We start from the raw sequence: 20564 nt of genomic DNA on the forward strand, positions 1-20564 counted from the left end.
GCGCAACCGCGTCGGCGGCGCGGCCGGCCTCGACGCCCGCCTGCACGTACGCGATGCCGTCGGCCAGCGTGAAGGCCAGCTCCTGGACCGCGGTCGCCCCGGCTTCACGGATGTGGTAGCCGCTGATGCTGATCGTGTTCCAGCGCGGAAGCTCGCGGGTGCCGTAGACGATGATGTCCCGGACGAGCTTCATGCTCGGCCGCGGCGGGACGATCCATTCCTTCTGCGCGATGAATTCCTTGAGGATGTCGGTCTGGGTCGTGCCGCCGAGCGACGCGGGGTCGCGCCCGCGGGCGGTCGCGACGGCGACGTACATCGCGAGCAGGACGTTCGCCGGTCCGTTGATCGTCATCGAGGTGGTGATCCGGTCGAGCGGCAGATCGCGCAGCAGGACGTCCATGTCGTCCACGCTGTCGATCGCGACGCCTTCCCGGCCCACCTCGCCGGTCGAGCGGGGGTGATCGGAATCGTAGCCCATGAGCGTCGGCATGTCGAACGCCACGGAAAGGCCGGTCTGGCCCTGGCGCAGGAGATAGTGAAACCGCGCGTTGGTGTCCTCGGCCGAGCCGAATCCCGCGAACATCCGCATCGTCCACAGGCGGCCGCGGTACATGGTCGCGTGGATGCCGCGGGTGAACGGAAACTCGCCGGGCGGGCCGAGGTCCCGCGCCGGATCGTCCGCGGCGAGATCGTCCGGCGTGTAGAGCCGCTTGATCTCGAGATCCGAGATCGTGCTGAACCGGGCGGCGCGTTCGCGCGGTTCCATCAGCCGCTCATGCGCCGCCCGCGCTCTGCGCGCCCTTGAGGCGGCCCACTTCGTCGGTCAGCAGCGGGATGATCTCAAACAGATCTCCCACCACGCCGTAGGTCGCGATGCCGAAGATCGGCGCCTCGGGATCCTTGTTGATCGCGACGATATACCGCGATCCCGACATGCCGGCGAGGTGCTGCGGGGCCCCGGAAATGCCGCAGGCGATGTACAGCTGCGGATTGACGGTCTTGCCGGTCTGGCCGATCTCATAGTCGTGCGGTACCCACCCGGAGTCCACCGGCGGACGGCTGGAGCCGACGGCCGCGCCGAGCACGCGGGCCAGCCGGTCCAGCAGCGCGAAGTGCTCGGGACCGCGCAGCCCCCGCCCTCCCGAAACGATGATATCGGCCTCCGTCAGCGGGACGGTCTCCCGCGTGATCGCGGAGACCTCCCGTACGCGCGTGCGGATCGACTCCGGATCGACGGTCACCGGCAGCGTCGCGACCTCGGCAGAGCGCCCCGTCTCGGCGGCCGCCGGCGGGTAGACGTTCGGCAGCACGACGGCGATTCGGATCGCATCGTCGCGGAAGGCCACACGCGCGATGGCCTTGCGGGTCATCGTCGGCCGCGTGGCCACCACCCGGCCGTCCTCGACCGCGACCGAGGCGCAGTCGGTGATGAGGCCGGCGCCGAGCCGCGCCGCGAGCCGCGGCGCGAGATCCCGGCCCGCCGCCGTGCTTCCGAGCAGCACCAGCCCCGGTGAGGCGGCGGCCAGGGCGGTCGCGACCACCTGCGCGTGCGCCTCCGTGGTATACGGCTCGAGGACGTCCGCGTCGGCGACGTGGACCGCGTCGGCGCCGTGGGCGCCGAGGTCCGCGGCCATCGCGGCGATCCCCTTCCCCGCGACGACGGCGTGCACGCGGCCGCCGGTCTTGCCGGCCAAGGTGCGGGCCAGGCCGAGTAGCTCAAGCGTGATCTTTCGCGGCCGGCCCCCGGCATGTTCGGCCAGCACCCACACGTCGCCCGTCATCGGACCCGATGCCCCGGCGCCGGCGAGGCGACGGCCCTCATAGGACCTTGGCCTCGTCGCGCAGCGCCCGTACGAGTTCGCGCACGACAGCCGCTGGTTCGCCCTCAAGGCGCCGCCCGGCCTGACGTTTCGGCGGCGGGGTCAGGCCGAGCAGCTCGACGTGCGGCGTGAGGGCGCCGGCGGGGAGGCCGAGCTCGCCGAGGGCGCGGACGGTAACCGGCGTGCGTTTGGCCCGCATGATGCCGGGCAGCGAGGGATACCTCGGCTCGTTGATTCCGCGTTCCACGGTGATGACGGCCGGCAGCTTCACCTCGAGGACTTCTACGGCGCCCTCCACTTCCCGGTGCGCCGTGGCGGTCCCCTCCCCCAACTCCAGTTTCGTGACGGACGTCGCCTGGGCGAGGTCGAGAAATTCCGCGATCGCCGGCCCGACGACGGCGGCGTTGTCGTCGGTCGCGAGCTTCCCGCACAACACGAGGTCGTACGGAAGCATCTTGATCGCCGCGGCCAGGACCCGCGCCGTGCCGAGGTGGTCGAGGCCGGCGAGCGCCTCGTCCTGGATGTGGACCGCGGCATCGGCGCCCATGGCGAGGCCCGCCCGCAACCCCTCGGCCGCCCGGGGCGGTCCCGCCGCAAGCAGCGTGACGGTCCCGCCCCGGCGCTCTTTGATCCGCAGCGCCTCTTCGACCCCGTGCTCGTCGTAGAAGTTGAGCACGAAATTGAGGCCGCTCTCGTCGATGCCCAGACCGTCGGCGCGAATGCGCACCTGCGCTTCGGTGTCGGGTACGTGCTTCACGCACACCACGATATTCATGCTCGATCCGCGGTGCCGAGGACGTGCCGCGCGATCACCAGCCGCTGGATCTCGGACGTACCTTCGTACAACTCGGTGATCTTGGCGTCCCGAAAATGCCGCTCCACCGGGTAATCTTGAATGTACCCGTACCCGCCGAAGATCTGCACCGCCTGGGTGGCGGCCCACATCGCCGTCTCGGACGCGAACAGCTTCGCCATCGACGCCTCGGCCGTGTGCCGGCGTCCCTGATCCCGCAGCCACGCCGCGCGGTACATGAGCAGGCGGCCGGCCTGGATCCGGGTCGCCATGTCGGCGATCTTCCACTGCGTCGCCTGAAACTCCGCGATCGGCCGCCCGAACTGCCGACGGTCCTTCGCGTAGGCGACCGCGTCCTCCATCGCCGCCCGCGCGATCCCGAGCGCCTGGGCGGCGATGCCGATACGCCCGCCGTCGAGGGTGGCCATGGCGACCGAAAACCCCTTCCCTTCCTCGCCGAGCAGCCGGTCGCGCGGCAGCCGGCAATCTTCGAGCACGATCTCGCAGGTGCTGCTCGCGTGGAGGCCGAGCTTGTGCTCGATCTTGCCGACGGACAGGCCCGGATCGCCCCGCTCGGCGACGAACGCGCTGATGCCACGCGGCCCTTCACCGCCCGTGCGGGCGTAGATGATCAACACGTCGGCTTCGACGCCGTTCGTGACGAAGATTTTGGTGCCGTTGAGGACCCAGTGCGCCACGTCGCGGCGGGCGGTCGCGCGGAGCGAGGCCGCGTCCGACCCGGCGGTCGGCTCGGTGAGGCAGTAACATCCCAGCTTCCGGCCGCGGGCGAGCTCCGGCAGGTACGTGCGCTTCTGGGCCTCCGTCCCGAACGCGTGGATCGGATAGCAGTCGAGCGAGTTGTTTACCGAGAGCACGGCCGCGAGCGCGGCTTCGGCGCGTGCGATCTCTTCCAGGACGATGCAGTAGGATACGGTGTCCATGCCCCCGCCGCCGTATTCCTCGGGGATGAAGACACCGGTCAGCCCCATCGCACCCAGCTCGTGGATCAGATCGCGGGGATAGCTGCCCGTGCGGTCCATCTCCGCCGCCAGCGGCAGCAGCCGCGTAGTGGCCCACTCGCGCACGGTGGACTGGACGAGGCGGTGTTCCTCGTTGAGCGTGAACTCCATCGGATCACCCGCCAGAGCGTATTCGGGACGCCGCAGAAGCGCTCCTGGGCGCGGCTCGCCGGCCTATTTCTTCCCCGCCGGATACTCGTAGAAGCCGCGTCCGGTCTTGCGGCCGTGGTGGCCCGCCAGCACCATCTTCCGCATGAGCGGGGGGGCCGCGTATCGGGCGTCTTTGAGCTCCCGGTACATCGCCTCGGCGATGTAATACGTCGTGTCGATTCCGACGAAATCGAGGAGGGTGAGCGGGCCCATCGGATGGTTCAATCCGAGCTGCACGGCCGTGTCGATGTCTTCGCGGCTGGCGAGGCCCATGTCGAGGGCCCGGACGGCGTCGAGGAGGTAGGGAACCAGCAGCCGATTGACGATGAACCCGGGAGAGTCCTTGCAGGCCACGACGGTCTTGCCGAGCGCTTCGCAGAACTCCCTCGCGGCGGCGAGTGTCTCCTCCGCGGTGAGCAGACCCCGCACCATCTCCACCGGCTTCATGACCGGCACCGGGTTGAAGAAATGCAGCCCGAGGACCTGGGCGGGGCGCCGGGTCACCGAGGCCATCTCAGTGATGCTGAGCGAGCTCGTGTTGCTGGCGAAGATCGTGGGCGGCGGGCAGATCCGGTCGAGCTCCGCGTACACGTCTTTCTTCGTGTCCATCAGCTCGACGACGGCCTCAATGACGAGCTCGCACCGCGACAGGTCCGCGAGCCGGGTCGTCCCGCGGACGCGCGCGCGCGCGGCGTTCCGGTTGGCCGGCGCAAGTTTGCCGCGCTCTACGGCGCGCCCGAGCGATGCGTCCAGGCGTTCCAGGCCGCGCGTCAAGAGGTCGTCGGAGACCTCGCGCACGACGACGTCGTATCCCGACCTCGCGCAGACTTCGACGATGCCCGATCCCATGAGCCCGCAGCCCACGACCCCGATGGTGCGAAATGCCGCCACAACCCACCTCCCGTGTCACGTGTGTGTCGAATCATCCGGCGGCGCGCCGTCGGGGCGGCGCGCGCTCAGTCGATGACGTCCAGCACCAGGGACGGGGCGCCGGGCGTCTCCGGTCCGATGTGGTACGCCTCGAGCACGCGGCGGCGGGCCTCACGGATCTGCTGGTCGCCCGCGGCGCGAAGTCTCGCCAGCGCGTCGCCCCGGCGCACGGCGTGGCCGATTTTGCGTTCCAGGATGATGCCCGCGCCGGGATCGATCCGATCGCCGGCCCGGACGCGCCCGGCTCCGAGGGCGATCGCCGCGTACCCGATCGCCTCGGCGTCGATGCCTGTGACCACCCCGTCGGCGGGCGCCGCCACGGCCTGTTCCACCGTCGCCTGAGGAAGCCGGCCCGGGTCATCGACGACGCGTGGATCACCGCCCTGGGCCCCGATCATCGCCGCGAAGGTGCGCGCGCCGTCGCCTCGCCGGAGGGCGGCGTCGAGGCGCCCGCGCGCGGCGGCCGCGTCGGGCGCCACGCCCGCCAGGACGAGCATCTGCGCCCCGATCGTCATCGCGAGCTCGTTGAGGCTGGGCGGGCCCTCTCCGTGCAGCGTGCGAATCGCCTCTTCCACCTCGAGGGCGTTCCCGATCATCCGGCCGAGCGGCTGCTCCATGCTGCTCAGGACGGCGCTCGTACGACGACCGGCGGCCCGCCCGATCTCGACCATGGCCGTCGCGAGCGCGCGAGACGCCGCCGGGGTCTTCATGAACGCGCCGCTCCCGGTCTTGACGTCCAGAACGATCGCCGCGCTGCCGGCGGCGATCTTCTTGCTCATGACGCTGGCCGCGATGAGCGGCACACTATCCACGGTCGCCGTTCGATCCCGCAGCGCGTAGAGGCGCCCGTCCGCGGGCACGAGTTCCCCCGACTGACCCGCAATCACGCAGCCGACCCGATTCACCTGCGCGATGAGTTCGCGGGGCGTGAGCTCCACGCGGAATCCCGGGATCGCTTCGAGCTTGTCCAGAGTTCCCCCCGTGTGCCCGAGGGCCCGTCCGGACAGCTTGGCGACGCGCGCGCCGCAACTGGCGACCAGCGGAACGACGACGAGCGAGGTCTTATCCCCCACGCCGCCGGTGCTGTGCTTATCGACCGTCGGTCCCCGGACGCCGCTCAGGTCGAGGGTCTCGCCGCTCGCGACCATGGCCCGCGTGAGGGCCGCGGTTTCGCGGCTCGAGAGGCCCTGAAAGTACACGGCCATGAGGAATGCGGCCATTTCGGCGTCAGAGACGCCCCCTCGCACGAAGTCCGCGATGAACTCACGGACCGCGTCCGGCGGCAGGTCCGCGCCGTCCCGCTTCGCCTTAATGAGCTCGTAGGGTCGCATCGTGCGTTCGTCCCGGTCTCGCGCCTGACTTACCTCCGGCGAAAGACAAACCCTCTCATGGCCTCCGGCCCTCGTCGGTCTCACCGGGGGCCCCCCGGCGGGGGACAGGCAGGCAGGCCGGGTTCACGATCGCATCGAAGCAACCGCGCCGGGTGCGTACACGCGACTCGCGGTCGTCCATTACCATCCGTCCCGCTTCCGCCCGCGACTTCCCCGTCGTCTGGAAGCTCCTCATGGGGCTCGCGACGTATGAGCGGCTGCGCCGGCGCGTCAAGGCGACCCCCGCGCGCCTGCGCCGTCACGGGTTCGGCCGCCGGCCGTACTTCCGGACACTCCTCTGCCGGCGCGGCGGCCGGCCGGTCGGCGTCGCGGTCTACTTTCTCACCTATTCCACCTTCGCGGGCCGGCCGACACTCTACATCGAGGACATCTTCGTCGTGCCCCGCGCGCGGAAACAGGGCGCCGGGGCGGCGCTGCTGCGCGCGCTCGCCAGAATCGCCGTGCGGGAACGTTGCGGCCGGATGGAGTGGAGCGTCCTGCGGTGGAACACGCCGGCGATCGGATTCTACCGGCGTCTCGGCGCCGCGTCCCTCGACGACTGGGTGCAGATGCGGCTGACGGGGTCGGGGATCCGCCGGCTGGCGGCCCCACCGGCTACTGCGGGCCGGACCCGCCCCCGCCGCTTGCCGGTCCGCCTGCGCGGGACGCGGGTAGGTCGCGCACGATCCGCCGTACGAGCCGGGCGAAGCGCGGCGCGACCGCCTCGGACGCGGCCAGCACGGCGTCGTGCGTGAGGGGCTCCACGCCGGCTCGGCTCGGGGTTGGTGCCGAACCCGTCGCGTCCGCGGCCCCGGCGGCGTTGGTGATCGCCGCGATGCCGAGGACGCGCAGACCGGCGTGCCGGGCGGCGATCGCCTCGAGGACCGTCGACATGCCGACGGCGTCGGCGCCCATTGCGCGGAGCATCCGGATCTCGGCCGGCGTTTCATAGGATGGGCCGAGCACGCCCACATACACCCCGTGCCGCAGCGGGATCTGTTCCGCTTCGCCGGCCGCGTCAGCAGCCGCCCGCAGCGCCGGATCGTAGACGGCCGACATGTCGGGAAACCGGGGACCGAGGCGGTCGTCGTTCGGACCGACGAGCGGGTTCGTCCCGGTCCAGTTGATATGGTCCGTCAGTAGCATGAGATCGCCGCCGTGGAACCCGGGGTCGAGGCCCCCCGCGGCGTTCGTCAGGATCACGGTTGGGGCGCCCAAGGCTGCGAGAACGCGGATGGGGAAGACGATGCGTTCCGCGGTGTGGCCCTCGTAGAGATGCGCCCGGCCGCGGAGCGCCGCGATCGGGCGCCCGTCGAGCCGGCCCAGCACCAGGTCCCCGGCGTGTCCGGCGGCGGTCGGAACGGGGAAGTGCGGAATAGCGCGGTACGGCACTACCGCGTCGGGCACGACCGCATCGGCCAGCGTCCCGAGGCCGCTGCCGAGAACGATTCCGCACTCCGGCGCAAGATGCGATTGCCGCCGGATGACGTCCGCCGCCTCCTCGATGGCCGTCCCCCCGGGACCCGACGTCACGGTGGGAGGATCTGATCCAGAAAACTCGTGCCGGCGTCCGGGCCCGGCACGCCGAGGGCCGCGGCGACCGTCGCGCCGACGTCGGCGAAGGTACGGCGCACGCCCAGGTCCACGCCCGCCCGCACGTCCGGTCCGGCCGCGAGCAGCGGGACGATCTCGCGGGAATGGTCGGTGCTCGCCGTCGTCGGATCGTTTCCGTGGTCCGCGGTGATGATGCCGAGTCCCGCCGGGCCGAGACGGCGCAGGATCTCATCGAGCCGCGCGTCGATCCGTTCGAGATCGGCGCCGTATCCCTCGGGGTCGTTGCGGTGTCCGTACAGCGTGTCGAGGTCGACGAGGTTCGTGAAGACGAGCCCCCGCTCGACCCCCTCCAGGGCCCGCGCCGTTTGCGTGAGTCCGTCCATGTCGTCGTGCGTGTGCACGGCCGCGGTGATTCCGCGCCCGGCGAACAGGTCGGCGATCTTGCCGACGCCGATGACCGGCACGCCGCCCGCCGCCAGACGGTCCAGCACCGTGACCTTGGGCGGCGGCACCGAGAAGTCGCGGCGCCGGTCGGTCCGGATGAAATGCCCGGGCTCGCCGACGAACGGCCGCGCGATGACGCGGCTGACCGCGTGCGGACCGGTGAGAATCGCCCGCGCCGCGGCGCACTCGCGGTACAGTTCGTCGACGGGAATGACGGCCTCGTGCGCGGCGATCTGGAACACGCTGTCGGCCGACGTGTAGACAATCGGGCGGCCGGTGCAAACGTGCTCCTCTCCGAGCTCGGCGATGATGGCGGTCCCCGACGCCGGGCGATTGCCGAGGACCCGCCGGCCGATGCGCGCCTCGAACGGATCGATGATCTCGGGCGGAAAGCCGCGTGGATAGGTCGGAAACGCCCGGTCGAGGATGAGGCCCATGAGCTCCCAGTGGCCGGTCGTGCTGTCTTTACCCGGCGACACTTCCACCATCGTGCCGTAGGCCCCCTCGGGATGCGGAGCGGGTGGAACCCCGGCGATGGTCCCGAGGCGTCCCAGTCCCAGCCGGCCGAGGACCGGCAGCCGCAGCCCCCCGCGGGCCGCCGCTGTATGCGGCAACGTGCTCGATCCTTCGTCCCCGTACCGGGCCGCGTCGGGCGCCGCGCCGACCCCGCAGCCGTCGAGCACGAGGACGAGCACCCGGTCGGGACGACTCAAGCGGGCCGGACGTCCTGGCGGCCTACGGCGTGGACCACTGCGTCACGCCGTAGGCCCGCCGAATCGCTCGGATGCCAGCAGGATGCCGATGATCGACTTCGAGTCGTGGATCTCGCCGGCCGCCACGAGGCGCCGCGCCTCGGCGAGCGGCACCAGGTGCACCGTCAGGTCCTCTTCTTCGCGCTCGGCGGACACGGGGTGTAGATCTTGGGCGAGGAACAGGTGCATCTCTTCGGTGGAGACGCCCGCCGCCGTGTAGAACGCGCCGAGCGACTCCCAGGTCTCGGCCGCGTACCCCGTCTCCTCCGCGAGTTCCCGGCGCGCGCACGCGTCGGGGGCCTCCCCCGGCTCGAGCGTGCCGGCAGGGATCTCGAGCAGCATGCGGCCGACGGCAGGGCGGGTTTGGCGCACCAGCACGATCTGTCGGTCGGGCGGACGCTTCGGGCTCACGCCGCAGGCGGCCGGCGCGACGGAGTGCGGCAGCACCGCGACAATCGCGACGGCGCCGGGGTGCTCGATGACCTCCAGCGACCACCGCCGACCGCTCGGATTCTCGATCTCGTCGACGCGGACCGAGAACGCCCGGCCGTCGAAGACGCGCCGGCTGCCGAGGACGCGCATGCTTCCGTCCTGCCCGCCGCTCAACGTCCCGGAATCCGGGGGGCGTGGCGGCGATCAGTCGCCGCCGGGCACCCCGCTCGGCTCGTAGACCGGCGTCCCCTCGCGGGCCGCGAGCGCGCGGAACGCGGCGAGGATCTTGAGCGTCGCCGGACCCGGCGTCCCCGAGCCGATCGTCCGCCCGTCGACCTCTACAACCGGCCCGAGCTCCGCGCCGGTCCCGGTGAGAAAGCACTCGTCGGCGGCGTAGACATCGTGCAGCGTGATGACCTGTTCGACCGCGGGGATCCCGAGCGTCCCGCACAGGTCCAGCACCGTCTGCCGCGTGATGCCCTGCAGGATGCCGATGTAGGCGGGCGGCGTGAGCACGCGGCCGCCGCGGACGACGAAGATGTTGTCCGCGGTGCACTCCGCGACGTAGCCGTCCGCCGTCAGCATCAGCCCTTCGTCCACGCCGGCGAGGTTCGTCTCGAGGCGCGCCATGATGTTGTTCAAGTAGTTGCAGGTCTTGACGCGCGGATTGAGCACGTCGACCGGCCGCTGCCGCGTCGAGGTCGTAATCACTCGCAGGCCCTTCCGGTATGCTTCCTCGGGGTACAGCTGGATCGAGTCCACGATGATGACGATGTTGGCCTTCGGGCATTTCCGCGGGTCGATCCCGAGGTCTCCGGGGCCGCGGGAGACGACCGGCCGGATGTAGGCGTCGCGGAGGCCGGAGCGGCGCACCGTCTCCACGATAGCCGCCGTGACCTCGGCGCGGCTCAGGGGAATCTCAAGGCGGAGGGTGTGCGCCGATTCGAACAGCCGCGCCACGTGCTCGTCGAGCTTGAAGACGCGGCCGGCGTAGCAGCGGATCCCCTCGAAGACGCCGTCCCCATACAGGAAGCCGTGATCGTAGACCGAGACGGTCGCGTCCTCCCTGGAGACAAAGCGGCCGTTGACGTAGACCATACCCATGGACGTCCCTCCCCGGCTGGTGCGGTTATCGGTTCGCGGTCGGCGCCGACGGCTCCTTGGCTTCCCGGTGGGTGTCGTCCGCGGGCGCGCCGCGATGATGCGCGAGTGATGCGGCGAGGAACGCGCTGTACAGCGGGTGCGGCCGCGTCGGCCGCGACCGGTACTCGGCGTGAAACTGCGTGCCGAGGAACCACGGATGGCCCGGCAGTTCGACGAGCTCGACGAGATTGCGCTCCGGGTAGATGCCCGTGACCCGGAGACCGTGGCGGGTCAGGATCGGCAGGTACTCGTTGTTCACCTCGAACCGGTGCCGGTGCCGCTCTTCGACGTCGTCCACGCCGTATGCCGCGTGGGCGAGCGACCCGGACGCAAGGCGGCAGGGGTAGAGGCCGAGACGCATGGTGCCCCCCTTCTCCGTCACCGCTTTCTGCTCGGGCAGCAGGTCGATGACCGGATGCGGCGTCGCCGGGTCCACCTCCGTGGTGTTGGCGCCGTCGAGCCCGCACACATGGCGGGCAAACTCGACCACCGCCCACTGCATCCCGTAGCACACGCCGAAGAACGGCACGCCGCGCGTGCGGCCGAACTGCGCGGCTTTGATCTTGCCCTCGACCCCCCGTGCGCCGAACCCGGGGCACACGAGAATCCCGTCGAACCGGCCGAGGCGCGCCTCGACCCCCGCGTCGTCGAGGCCGGCCAGTTCCTCGGAGTCCTGCTTCGCGATGCGGACACGGCACCCGCTCGCGATCCCGCCGTGCCGCAGGGCCTCTTCGATGCTGATGTAGGAATCCTCGTTGCCCATGTACTTGCCGACGAGGACGATCTCGACGGTGTCGGGCGAATTGAGCAGCCGGTCCACCATCACGCGCCAGCCCTCGAGATCAGGCGGCCGCGCCGGCAGGTCGAGCCGCCGCTCGACGATCCGCGCCAGCCCTTCGTCCTCCAGGACAAGCGGGACCTCGTAGACGCTTTGGGCATCGATCGATTGGATCACGGCCTCCGGCGCCACGTCGCAGAACAACGCCACCTTCTCCCGCAGGCTGCGCGAGAGCGGGCGTTCCGTCCGGCAGACGATGACGTCGGGGTGGATGCCGATGCTGCGGAGCTCTTTGACGCTGTGCTGGGTCGGCTTGGTCTTGAGCTCGCCGGCGCCCCGGAGGTACGGGATCAGGGAGACGTGCACGTACATCACGTGCGCTTCCCCTACGTAGCGGCGGAACTGCCGGATCGCCTCGAGGAACGGGAGGCTCTCGATGTCGCCGACGGTCCCCCCCACCTCGACGATCATCACGTCGGCGCGCTGCAGCCGCGCCACCCGGCTGATCTCGTCGCGGATCTCGTTGGTGACGTGCGGGATGACCTGCACGGTGCCCCCGAGATACTCGCCGCGCCGCTCGCGGGCGATCACCGCGCCGTAGATCTTGCCCGTGGTGGTGTTGTTGTCGCGGCCGAGGCTCTCGTCGATGAACCGTTCGTAGTGTCCCAGGTCCATGTCGGTTTCGGCCCCGTCGTCGGTGACGAAGACCTCGCCGTGCTGGAACGGGTTCATCGTCCCGGCGTCCACGTTGACGTACGGGTCGAATTTCAACGCGCTGACCCGCCAGTCGCGGCTCTTGAGCAGGCGCCCGAGGGAGGCCGACGTGATGCCCTTGCCGAGTGCCGACGCGACACCTCCCGTGACGAAAATGTACTTGGTCTGCTGCTGCGTCATCGGCTGCGTCCCCCCGTATGCATCATCATCGCTCCCCGCCCCACGACAGCTTGGCCCGCAGCAACCGGTAGAAGCCCGTCCGTCCGAGCCGCACGAGGCGCGTGCGGTACGGCGCGCGCGCCACCCGGATCACGTCGTCGGGTTCGAGCGGCTCCCCTTCCTGCCCGTCGACCGTCAGCACCGACGGCGCCCCGGTCGGCTGCACCCGGACGGTGATGGCCTCGTTCGCGGACAGGACGACGGCGCGGGCGTTGAGCGTATGCGCGCAGATCGGCGTGAGCACGATCGCGTCGAGCTCCGGATGCAGGATCGGGCCGCCCGCGGAGAGCGAATACGCGGTGGACCCCGTCGGCGTCGCCACGATCAGGCCGTCCGCCAGATGCGTCGCCAGGTGGTCCTCGTTGACGTCGGTCCGGATGCGGAGAATGCGGGCGTAGCCGCTCTTCGCGACGACGACGTCGTTGAGCGCCAGCAGCTCCCGGATGACGCGTCCCCGGCCGGCCGTGCCGCCGTCCTCCGGGGCGCCGTCGCGGCACACCTGCGCCTGGAGCATCATCCGCTCGTCGACGCGGTAGTCGCCGGCGAGGACGCGCAGCAACGCGTCCTCGACCGCCTGGTCGTGGACTTCCGCGAGGAAGCCGAATCCGCCGAGGTTCACTCCGAGAATCGGGATGCCGTCGCGGGCCGTGAGCCGTGCCGCGCGCAGGATCGTGCCGTCGCCGCCGAAGACGACCAGGACGTCGGCGCGCCGGACGAGGTCGGCGTCGGGCACGCCGAGATCGGGCACGCCCAGCGTGCGCGCGCTCTCCTCGTTGACGACGACGGCGACCCGCCGCGACGCGAGCAGCGTCACCGCTTCGGACGCGAGCCGTCCGACGTCGTCATCGGCCCGCAGTTTGTCGACGTTGACCAGGAGACCCACCGTGTTCATGGGCCCCCCGCGCCTGCCGGCGGCCGGAGTGCGCCGTGCGCGGCGGCGACGACGCGGGGGATGTCGACGTCCGCGGGCCGCGCCTCGCGGGTCCCGAGCGGGGCCCGCCGCAGATGGACGAAGTACTCGATGTTGCCGGCCGGTCCGGTGACCGGCGAGGCGCTCACGCCGGCCGGGATCAGCTGCTCGCGCGCGGCCGCCTCCAGCGTGGCCTCGAGGACCGAGGCGTGGACGGCGGGGTCGCGGACCACGCCGCCCCGTCCCACCTGCGCGCGGCCCGCCTCGAACTGCGGTTTCACGAGCGCGATCACGTCGCCGCCCGGCCTCACCAGCCGGGCGATGACGCCCCACAGCACGCGCAGACCGATGAAGGAGAGGTCGGCGGTGACAAGATCGCAACAGCCCCTGAAGCGCTCGGGGGTAAGGTGGCGCGCGTTGGTGCCCTCCATGACGACGACGCGGGGGTCGTGCCGGAGCCGCCAGTCGAGCTGCCCGTGTCCCACGTCCACGGCATAGACGCGGGCCGCCCCGGCCTGCAGGAGCGCGTCCGTGAATCCCCCGGTGCTGGCGCCGAGGTCGGCCGCGACGGCGCCCCGGACGTTCACGGCGAAGGCGGCCAGCGCGTGCGCTAGCTTGAGGCCGCCCCGGCCGACGTAGGGATGCGCCGGGCCGGCGACGTCGACCCGGGTGTCGGGTCCCACCCGGCGTCCCGGCTTGTCGGCGACCTGCCCGTCTACGCTGACGCGCCCCGCCAGAATGGCCGCCTGCGCGCGGGCCCGTGTCTCGGCCAGCCCGTCCCGCACGAGCCGCTCGTCCAGGCGAAGGGCTTGAGTGTGCGGCCGGATCACCGGTCCCGCTCCGGAATGAGTGTCGCAAGCCCGGCCAGACCGGCCCTGACGCGGTAGCGCATGGCGCGGTGGGCCTTGACCGGCGGGGCGTCTTCGGGAGGGAGATACCGCTCCGGCGCACGCTCGATGAGCCGGCCGTGCTCGGCGAGAATGCTCTCGATGGCGACCGGTCCGGACGTTTCGGGCATCCCGGCTTAGCGGATCACGAACTCCTCTTCCGGCGCGCGCGTCTCGCGCCAGTCCTGTTGGATGTCGCGTACCACGGCGCCCGGCGGTCCCGCGCGCACCGCGCTCACGAGCGCCTCGAGCACCGCGCGCTCACCGTCGGCGACGACCTCGACGCGTCCGTCGGGCAGATTGCGCACCCATCCGCCGACGCCGAGACGGCGCGCGGCGCGGCGCGTGAATTCACGAAAGCCGACGCCCTGGACCCGGCCGGACACCGCCATCTGTACCCGCACGCACTTACCGGGCCGCCTGACGCACGAGGCGCGGATCGAGCCGGACGATCTCGCCCAGCATGCCGTTCACAAAGCGCCCCGATTCCTCGGTGCTGTATTGCTTCGCCAGCTCGACCGCCTCATTGATGATCACGCCGACCGGCGTGGTGGTATGCCGGAGCTCGAAGATCGCCATGCGGAGGACGTTGCGGTCCACGGTGGCCATCCGTTCGAGCGTCCAGTGCTCGGCGACACCGCGAATGAGCGCGTCGATCTCGGCCAGGTGCCCGCGCGTGCCGCGCACCAGCCGTTCGATCAGCGTCCAGTCGTCGCGCGGCCAATCCTGGCCGCGAACCGTCCCCAGCGCCTCGTCGATGTCGCCCCCCCCGAGGTCCACCTGGAAGAGCACGCCGAGCGCGGCCTCGCGGGCCTGGCGGCGCATCGTCATCCGCCCCGGAAAAGCAAACTGACCACCGCATCGGTGGTCAGACGGACGCCCCGCGGACGGCTCACGTGCCCCACGGCGCGAGACCGGAGAGGACGATGTTCCTGCACCAGGGTATTATACCCGCTCACTGATCGCGAAGCAACTCTCGCACCGCCGCCACGTCGTCGCCGATCTGCCGCACCAGCGTTGCCGCATCGGGAAACGTCCGCTCCTCGCGCACGCGCCGGACGAACTCGAGCGACATCGGCTCGCCGAGGCACTCGCCGTCGAAGTCGAGCAGGAACGTCTCCACGCTGAGTGTGGTCCCGCCGAATGTGGGTCGCGTGCCGACGTTGGTGGCTGCGCGGTAGCGCCGGGCGCCCACGGTGGCCATCGTGGCGTAGACGCCGTGGGCCGGGACGATCTTGCGCGGGCCGACGGCCAGGTTGGCGGTGGGCACGCCGATCGTGCGGCCGCGGCCCTCGCCCCGCACGACCGGTCCGGTCAACCCGTACGGCCGGCCCAGCAGCCGAGCGGCGTCTTCGACAAGCCCTTCGCGCAGCGTCGCGCGAATCCGGGTGCTGGTCACGGGCTCGCCCCCGGCCAGGACGGCCGGCTCGAGATGCACCGGCACGTCGGCGGCACGGCCCCATGCTAGAAGCCGTCGCGCGGTCCCTTCGCGCCGGAACCCGAACGTGTACGACGACCCGGCGACGATTTCCCGGGCATCCAGGCGCGCGCGCAGCACGTCGTCGAGCCAGGCCGACGCGGAGATGCGCGCGAACGTCTCGTCGAACGGCAGCACGAGGGCGACGTCGACGCCGAGGGACGCGAATAGGTCGAGGCGCTCGTCGATCGTGGTGAGGAGCACCGGCTCGGCGGCGGGCCGGAGCACTTCGAGCGGGTGCGGTTCGAACGTCAGGACCGCCGCGGGCCCGCCGCGCGCCCGCGCGCGCTCCACCGCGAGACCGATCACCCGGCGGTGGCCGAGGTGCACCCCGTCGAACGTGCCGAGGGCGAGCACCGGCGCGCGGACAGTGGCCGGCCAGTCAGCGAGGCCGAACGCGCGGCGCACGATGCCCTTCCCGCGTCTGCGCGGCACGGGCACCGGGCCCGCCGCCAGCCGCTCCGGCCAGGACCTTGAACGGCCGGAGAAGACCCTGCTCCACCCGCGCCAGCGCCACGAGGGCGCCCCGCCGGCTGCGGAGGCGGACCGGGGCGTCGTCCCGCAGCGCGTGCCCGACCTTCCAGACGGGCACCGCGTGCCCGTGGAGGACGTCGCTCACCTGCTGGTCGGAGAGATCCACCGCGGGCAGATGGCCCACCGCGTCGTCCATGGAGATGAGCGCGCCTTCCAGGGCGCCTTCGGCCGCTAGGCCGCCCAGTTCTTCCAGCGTCCGCGCCCCCTCGACCCCAAACGCCCCGGTTCGGGTCCGGACCATGAAGCGGGCGTAGCCGCCGGTGCCGAGCGCGTCGCCGATGTCGGCGCACAGCTTGCGGATGTACGCGCCTTTGCCGCACACCACGTGCAGGAGGAGGCGGGTCCAGTCCCGATCGTGCGTGACGATCTCGATGCTCGAGATCGTGATCGGTCGCGGCTGCAGGTCCACGACCTCCCCGCGGCGCGCCAACTCGTAGAGCCGGACGCCTTCGTGGTGGATGGCCGAGACCATGGGAGGGACCTGGAGGATCTCCCCGGTGAACCGCCGGAGGACCGCCTCGACCGCGGCGCGCGTCCCGGACGGAGCGCGCGCCGGTGCGCGGAGCGTCGCGGCGATCGGAGCCGCCGGCGGGGGCGGAAGAACCTCCCCGTAGGCGTCGCCCGTGCTCGTGCGCATCCCGAGACGCAACTCCACGCGGTACTCTTTGTCGACGTCCATCAAAAATTCGCTGAGACGCGTGGCCCGTCCGAGACACAACACGAGAACCCCGGCGGCCCCGGGGTCGAGCGTCCCGGTATGGCCCACCCGGCGCTGCCCGGTGAGTCGGCGCACGACGTCGACGACGTCGTGGGACGTCATGCCGGGCGGCTTGAGAATGTTGAAGACGCCGTCCACGCGCTAGGGACCGGTGCCGGTCGCGAGCTCGCGCTCGACGGCGTCGAGCGTGCGGCGCACCACGTCGGGCAGGGGGCCGGTGGCGGTGAATCCGGCCGCGGCGGCGTGTCCGCCGCCGCCGAACGCCTCGGCGATGACGTGGGCGCGCACGCCCGGCCGGCCGCGGAGGCTGACGTGAATTCCATCGGGTTCTTCCTTGAAGAGCACGGCCACCTGCACGCCGACCATGGCCCGAAGCCACCCGACGATGCCCTCCGACTCCTCCATCGGCGCGCCCGCCTCCCGCAGCATCGCCTGCGTGACCGCGGTCCAGGCGATGCGGCCGTCCGGAGACAAGGCGAGCCGGCTCAACGCCAGGCCGAGGAGCCGCAGGGCCGCCGCCGGCCGGTTCTCATACACCTGCGTGTAGACGTGGGCGGGGCTCGCGCCGGCTTGGACGAGATCCGCGGCGATGCGCAGCGTCCGGGGGGTGACGCTCGCATACCGGAAGCTGCCCGTGTCGGTCAGAAGCGCCGTGAGCAGGCACGTCGCCGTGGCGGGATCGATCGGGCCGAGCGCCGCCACGATCGGGGTCACCAGCTCGCCCACCGCCGCGGCGGCGGGATCGTACAGGACGAGGTCGCCGTACCCGGCGTTGCTCACGTGATGATCGATGTTGATCGTGAGGGGGACGGCGGCGGCGCGGGCGGCGAGGCTGCCGGCCCGGTCCGGCGTGCTGCATTCCATGAAGACGACGGCGCCGAACGCATCAACGGCCGGCACGTCGGTGACGATCCGGTCCGCCCCGGGCAGGAACCGGTACATGTCGGGCACACCGTCGGTGCTGGCGACCACCGCCGGCCGCTCACGGGCCCAGAGCGCCCGGGCGAGGGCCAGCGTGGAGCCGAGGCAGTCGCCGTCCGGCGAGACGTGATTGAGGAGCAGCACCGGCCGGCCCAGGAGCGTTTCCGCGATCCGTTGGGCCGGGGTCATATGGGATCCCGGTCGTTGCGCTCCTTGGCAACCTGCCGCAGCAGGCGATTGACGCGATCGCCCTGTTCGATCGACTCGTCGATCCGGAAGGTCACTTCCGGCGTGTAACGCAGGCGGATGCGGTGCGCGAGCTCCGTGCGGACAAACCCCTCGGCGCTCGCGAGGCCCTCCATGGTGCGGGCCTTCGTGTCGGCGTCGCCGTAGACGCTCACGAAGATACGGGCGTGCCGGAGATCCGGGCTGAGCTCGACGTCCGTGACGGAGACGAAACCGATGCGCGGATCCCGCGTCTGGCGCTGCAGAATGGCGCTCGTTTCGTGCTTGAACAACTCGCGGAGACGGGCGATGCGCGGACTCGTCATGGACGGCGCCTCCCATCTGAACGCGTCGTTGGTCTTCACCGCATCTCGGTGCTGTAGTCGAGCAGGACGAGCTCCCCGTGGTGCTCGATGTCCCGGGCGACGTGGGCCAGCACCGAATCGGCGTGCCGGACGGTCGTGCTGACGCACGCGACGGCCAGCCCGGCGCGCCGCCAGGATTCCTGGTGCGTCACTTCGGCCGCGGCCACGTTGAACCGGCGGTGCAGCCGGTCGAGGATCGCCTTGACGATCCGGCGTTTGTCCTTGATGCTCTGCGTGCCCGGAAGGCCGCACTCCACGTGCAGCACGCCTACCACCATCGCAGCGGCTCGTTACGCGGCCGGCGCCGTCTCCACCGCGAAGACTTCCAGAACGTCGCGCTCCTTGATGTCGCTGAAGCGTTCCAGGCCGATGCCGCACTCGAAGCCTTCGGCGACCTCGCGCACGTCCTCTTTGAACCGGCGGAGCGACCCGATGACGCCTTCGTGCACGACGACCCCGTCCCGGACCACCCGCACCCGGGCCCCGCGCGTTACCCGCCCGGACGTGACGTAGCAGCCGGCGATCGTCCCCACCCGGCTGATCGAGTACACGCGCCGGACCTCGACGCGGCCGAGCACGACTTCGACCATCTTGGGGGCGAGCAGGCCGGTCGTCAGTTTCTTGACGTCGTCCAGGACCTCGTAGATGACGCGGTAGAGGCGAACGTCGACGTGCTCCTGCTCCGCGAGCTTCCGTGTCTGCGGCTCCGGCCGCACGTTGAAGCCGATGATCAGCGCCTGGCTGGCCGCCGCCAGCATCACATCCGACTCGCTGACGTTGCCGACGGCCGCGTGGAGGATCGTGATCAGCACCTCGGGGGTGGTGAGCCGCTCAATCGCCGGCACCAGCGCCTCGACCGAGCCCTGGACGTCGCCCTTCACGATCAGCCGGAGCTCCTTGCGCTCGGTGATGGTACCGGTCTCGCGCGAGATCTCTTCGACGCTGAGCTGGCGCGAGCGGGCCTGTTCCGCCGCGCGGCGGCGCTCCCAGCGTTCCTCCGCCACCGCCTTCGCGATCCGCTCGTTGGAGACGGCCTCCAGCAGATCGCCGGCCTGCGGCACGTCGCTCAGCCCGATGACTTCGACCGGCGTGCTGGGACCGGCCGCGTCGACCCGCGCGCCGGCATCGTTCTGCATCGCCCGGATGCGGCCGTAGGTCTCGCCCACCACGACGGCGTCGCCGGCCCGCAGCGTGCCGTCCTGAACGAGGACCGTCGCCACGGGGCCGCGACCCTTGTCCAGCCGGGCTTCCACGACCGTGCCCCGCGCCGGCTTCTCGGGCGTCGCCCGGAGATCCCGGAGCTCGGCCACCAGCAGAATCATCTCGAGCAGCGTGTCGAGCCCGGTGCCCTGGCGCGCCGAGACCGGCACCATGATCGTGTCGCCGCCCCAGTCCTCCGGCACCAGTCCGAGGTCCACCAGTTGCTGCTTCACCCGATCCGGATTGACCTGCGGAAGGTCGATCTTGTTGATCGCGACCACCACCGGCACGCGGGCCGCTTTGGCGTGGTTGATGGCCTCGACCGTCTGCGGCATGACGCCGTCGTCGGCGGCCACGACCAGCACCGCGATATCGGTCACCTGCGCGCCCCGGGCGCGCAGCGCCGTGAAGGCCTCGTGGCCCGGCGTATCGATGAACGCGATCTTCTTGCCGCGCGCCTCCGCGGTATACGCGCCGATGTGCTGCGTGATCCCGCCGAACTCGCGCGCGGCGACGGCCGTCTTACGGATCGCGTCGAGCAGGCTCGTCTTGCCGTGATCGACGTGCCCCATCACCGTGACGATCGGCGGCCGGGTGGTCGTCCCCTTCTCCTGGGGCGTCGTCTCCGGGACTGCCAGCGTCGGCGCGACCTCCTGCACCTGTTCGACCGCCCGCGCCTTCGGCGCGTAGTTGAACGCCTGCATGACCTTGGTGGCGACCTCGAGCGGGATCATGTGATTGACGCCGGCGAGCACCCCGTTCTCGACGAGGCGCTTCACCACTTCTCCGGGGCCGACGCCCATGCGGGCGGCCAGGTCGCCGACCTGGACGGGTCCGGCGATCTCCAGATACCGGACGGGTTGAGGCGCCGGCGGCTCCGCCGGGGCGGCCGGTTGAGGCCGGAGGGGCTCCACGGGCTTCGGGGGTTCCGCGGGGCGCACCGGTTCGGGTGTCGGCGCCAACGGCTCGAGCGCCGGCCGGGCCGGCGGCGCGGCGGTCCCGGGCTCGTACCGGGGCGTCTTGCGCACGTCGCCGAACCGGATCGTCGGCTTCTCCTTGGGCGGCGCGGACGGCGTCGCCGCCTGTGCGGGCGCGGGCGCGTGCGCGGCCGGACGCTCGCGCGCCGGCGCCGGAGGACGCTTCGCCTCGGGCTTAGTCTCCGCCGCACGCTTCACGGCGGTGCCGCCGGCCGCCGCCGCGGGACGTGCG

22 protein-coding genes and 1 pseudogene are annotated in these 20564 nt (G+C 71.4%); 1 reads left to right on the forward strand and 22 read right to left on the reverse strand.

What is annotated here, in order from left to right:
- From VGZ23_11275 to VGZ23_11300, 6 genes are all read right to left on the reverse strand, one after another.
- The coding region (locus tag VGZ23_11275; protein ID HEV2358174.1) for a methylmalonyl-CoA mutase family protein at nt 1–766 on the reverse strand (766 nt) is incomplete at its 3' end.
- 7 nt (nt 767–773) lie between these two features.
- Nucleotides 774–1781, reverse strand: a complete 1008-nt coding sequence (locus VGZ23_11280; GenBank protein HEV2358175.1) for an electron transfer flavoprotein subunit alpha/FixB family protein — start codon at nt 1779–1781, stop codon at nt 774–776.
- Between the two features lie 37 nt (nt 1782–1818).
- Nucleotides 1819–2595, reverse strand: a complete 777-nt coding sequence (locus VGZ23_11285; protein ID HEV2358176.1) for an electron transfer flavoprotein subunit beta/FixA family protein — start codon at nt 2593–2595, stop codon at nt 1819–1821.
- Nucleotides 2592–3743 carry an acyl-CoA dehydrogenase gene (locus VGZ23_11290; protein HEV2358177.1) on the reverse strand — a complete coding sequence of 384 codons (1152 nt, stop codon included), beginning with the start codon at nt 3741–3743 and terminating at the stop codon, nt 2592–2594. Before VGZ23_11290 ends, VGZ23_11285 begins: the two co-directional genes overlap by 4 nt.
- Before the next feature lie 63 nt (nt 3744–3806).
- Complete coding sequence (locus VGZ23_11295; protein ID HEV2358178.1) at nt 3807–4673, reverse strand: 3-hydroxybutyryl-CoA dehydrogenase; 867 nt, start codon at nt 4671–4673, stop codon at nt 3807–3809.
- A 65-nt stretch (nt 4674–4738) separates the two neighbouring features.
- Nucleotides 4739–6043 (reverse strand): thymidine phosphorylase, encoded by a 1305-nt coding sequence (locus VGZ23_11300; GenBank protein HEV2358179.1) that lies wholly within the window; start codon nt 6041–6043, stop codon nt 4739–4741.
- A gap of 233 nt (nt 6044–6276) precedes the next feature.
- On the opposite strand from VGZ23_11300, the pseudogene VGZ23_11305 reads away from it, so the two are divergent.
- Nucleotides 6277–6612: pseudogene (locus VGZ23_11305) on the forward strand (GNAT family N-acetyltransferase).
- Between the two features lie 85 nt (nt 6613–6697).
- On the opposite strand, the gene VGZ23_11310 reads toward VGZ23_11305, so the two are convergent.
- From VGZ23_11310 to infB, 16 genes are all read right to left on the reverse strand, one after another.
- Complete coding sequence (locus VGZ23_11310) at nt 6698–7615, reverse strand: purine-nucleoside phosphorylase (GenBank protein ID HEV2358180.1); 918 nt, start codon at nt 7613–7615, stop codon at nt 6698–6700.
- A complete protein-coding gene (locus VGZ23_11315; GenBank protein ID HEV2358181.1) occupies nt 7612–8793 on the reverse strand; it encodes a phosphopentomutase in 1182 nt (393 codons plus the stop codon). The genes VGZ23_11310 and VGZ23_11315 overlap by 4 nt, the downstream gene beginning before the upstream one ends.
- 42 nt (nt 8794–8835) lie before the next feature.
- Nucleotides 8836–9414, reverse strand: a complete 579-nt coding sequence (locus VGZ23_11320; protein ID HEV2358182.1) for an NUDIX hydrolase — start codon at nt 9412–9414, stop codon at nt 8836–8838.
- 54 nt (nt 9415–9468) lie between these two features.
- Nucleotides 9469–10368: a branched-chain-amino-acid transaminase gene (ilvE, locus tag VGZ23_11325; GenBank protein ID HEV2358183.1), complete on the reverse strand. Its 900-nt coding sequence runs from the start codon at nt 10366–10368 to the stop codon at nt 9469–9471.
- Between the two features lie 25 nt (nt 10369–10393).
- Entirely contained in the window at nt 10394–12079 is a 1686-nt protein-coding gene (locus VGZ23_11330; GenBank protein ID HEV2358184.1) for a CTP synthase, read from the reverse strand.
- Nucleotides 12080–12104: 25 nt separating this feature from the next.
- The gene (locus tag VGZ23_11335) at nt 12105–13010 is read right to left on the reverse strand and encodes an NAD(+)/NADH kinase (GenBank protein HEV2358185.1); all 906 of its coding nucleotides are present in this window, start codon (nt 13008–13010) and stop codon (nt 12105–12107) included.
- Entirely contained in the window at nt 13007–13858 is an 852-nt protein-coding gene (locus VGZ23_11340) for a TlyA family RNA methyltransferase (protein HEV2358186.1), read from the reverse strand. The genes VGZ23_11335 and VGZ23_11340 overlap by 4 nt, the downstream gene beginning before the upstream one ends.
- Nucleotides 13855–14046 carry a hypothetical protein gene (locus tag VGZ23_11345; protein ID HEV2358187.1) on the reverse strand — a complete coding sequence of 64 codons (192 nt, stop codon included), beginning with the start codon at nt 14044–14046 and terminating at the stop codon, nt 13855–13857. The genes VGZ23_11340 and VGZ23_11345 overlap by 4 nt, the downstream gene beginning before the upstream one ends.
- Before the next feature lie 6 nt (nt 14047–14052).
- On the reverse strand, nt 14053–14307 hold the full coding sequence (locus VGZ23_11350) for an acylphosphatase (GenBank protein HEV2358188.1): 255 nt from the start codon (nt 14305–14307) through the stop codon (nt 14053–14055).
- A 16-nt stretch (nt 14308–14323) separates the two neighbouring features.
- Nucleotides 14324–14746 carry a transcription antitermination factor NusB gene (nusB, locus tag VGZ23_11355; protein HEV2358189.1) on the reverse strand — a complete coding sequence of 141 codons (423 nt, stop codon included), beginning with the start codon at nt 14744–14746 and terminating at the stop codon, nt 14324–14326.
- Between the two features lie 124 nt (nt 14747–14870).
- Complete coding sequence (locus tag VGZ23_11360; GenBank protein HEV2358190.1) at nt 14871–15800, reverse strand: bifunctional riboflavin kinase/FAD synthetase; 930 nt, start codon at nt 15798–15800, stop codon at nt 14871–14873.
- Nucleotides 15775–16782, reverse strand: a complete 1008-nt coding sequence (gene truB, locus VGZ23_11365; GenBank protein ID HEV2358191.1) for a tRNA pseudouridine(55) synthase TruB — start codon at nt 16780–16782, stop codon at nt 15775–15777. The genes VGZ23_11360 and truB overlap by 26 nt, the downstream gene beginning before the upstream one ends.
- Before the next feature lie 3 nt (nt 16783–16785).
- Nucleotides 16786–17754 carry a DHH family phosphoesterase gene (locus VGZ23_11370; protein ID HEV2358192.1) on the reverse strand — a complete coding sequence of 323 codons (969 nt, stop codon included), beginning with the start codon at nt 17752–17754 and terminating at the stop codon, nt 16786–16788.
- Nucleotides 17751–18116 carry a 30S ribosome-binding factor RbfA gene (gene rbfA, locus VGZ23_11375; GenBank protein ID HEV2358193.1) on the reverse strand — a complete coding sequence of 122 codons (366 nt, stop codon included), beginning with the start codon at nt 18114–18116 and terminating at the stop codon, nt 17751–17753. The genes VGZ23_11370 and rbfA overlap by 4 nt, the downstream gene beginning before the upstream one ends.
- 35 nt (nt 18117–18151) lie before the next feature.
- Nucleotides 18152–18433: a DUF503 domain-containing protein gene (locus VGZ23_11380; GenBank protein ID HEV2358194.1), complete on the reverse strand. Its 282-nt coding sequence runs from the start codon at nt 18431–18433 to the stop codon at nt 18152–18154.
- Nucleotides 18434–18445: 12 nt separating this feature from the next.
- A partial coding sequence (gene infB, locus VGZ23_11385) for a translation initiation factor IF-2 (protein ID HEV2358195.1) occupies nt 18446–20564 on the reverse strand: 2119 nt, incomplete at its 5' end.

The sequence above is a fragment of the bacterium genome (genome assembly GCA_035945995.1).
In the GTDB taxonomy this organism is placed as follows: Bacteria; Sysuimicrobiota; Sysuimicrobiia; order Sysuimicrobiales; family Segetimicrobiaceae; genus DASSJF01.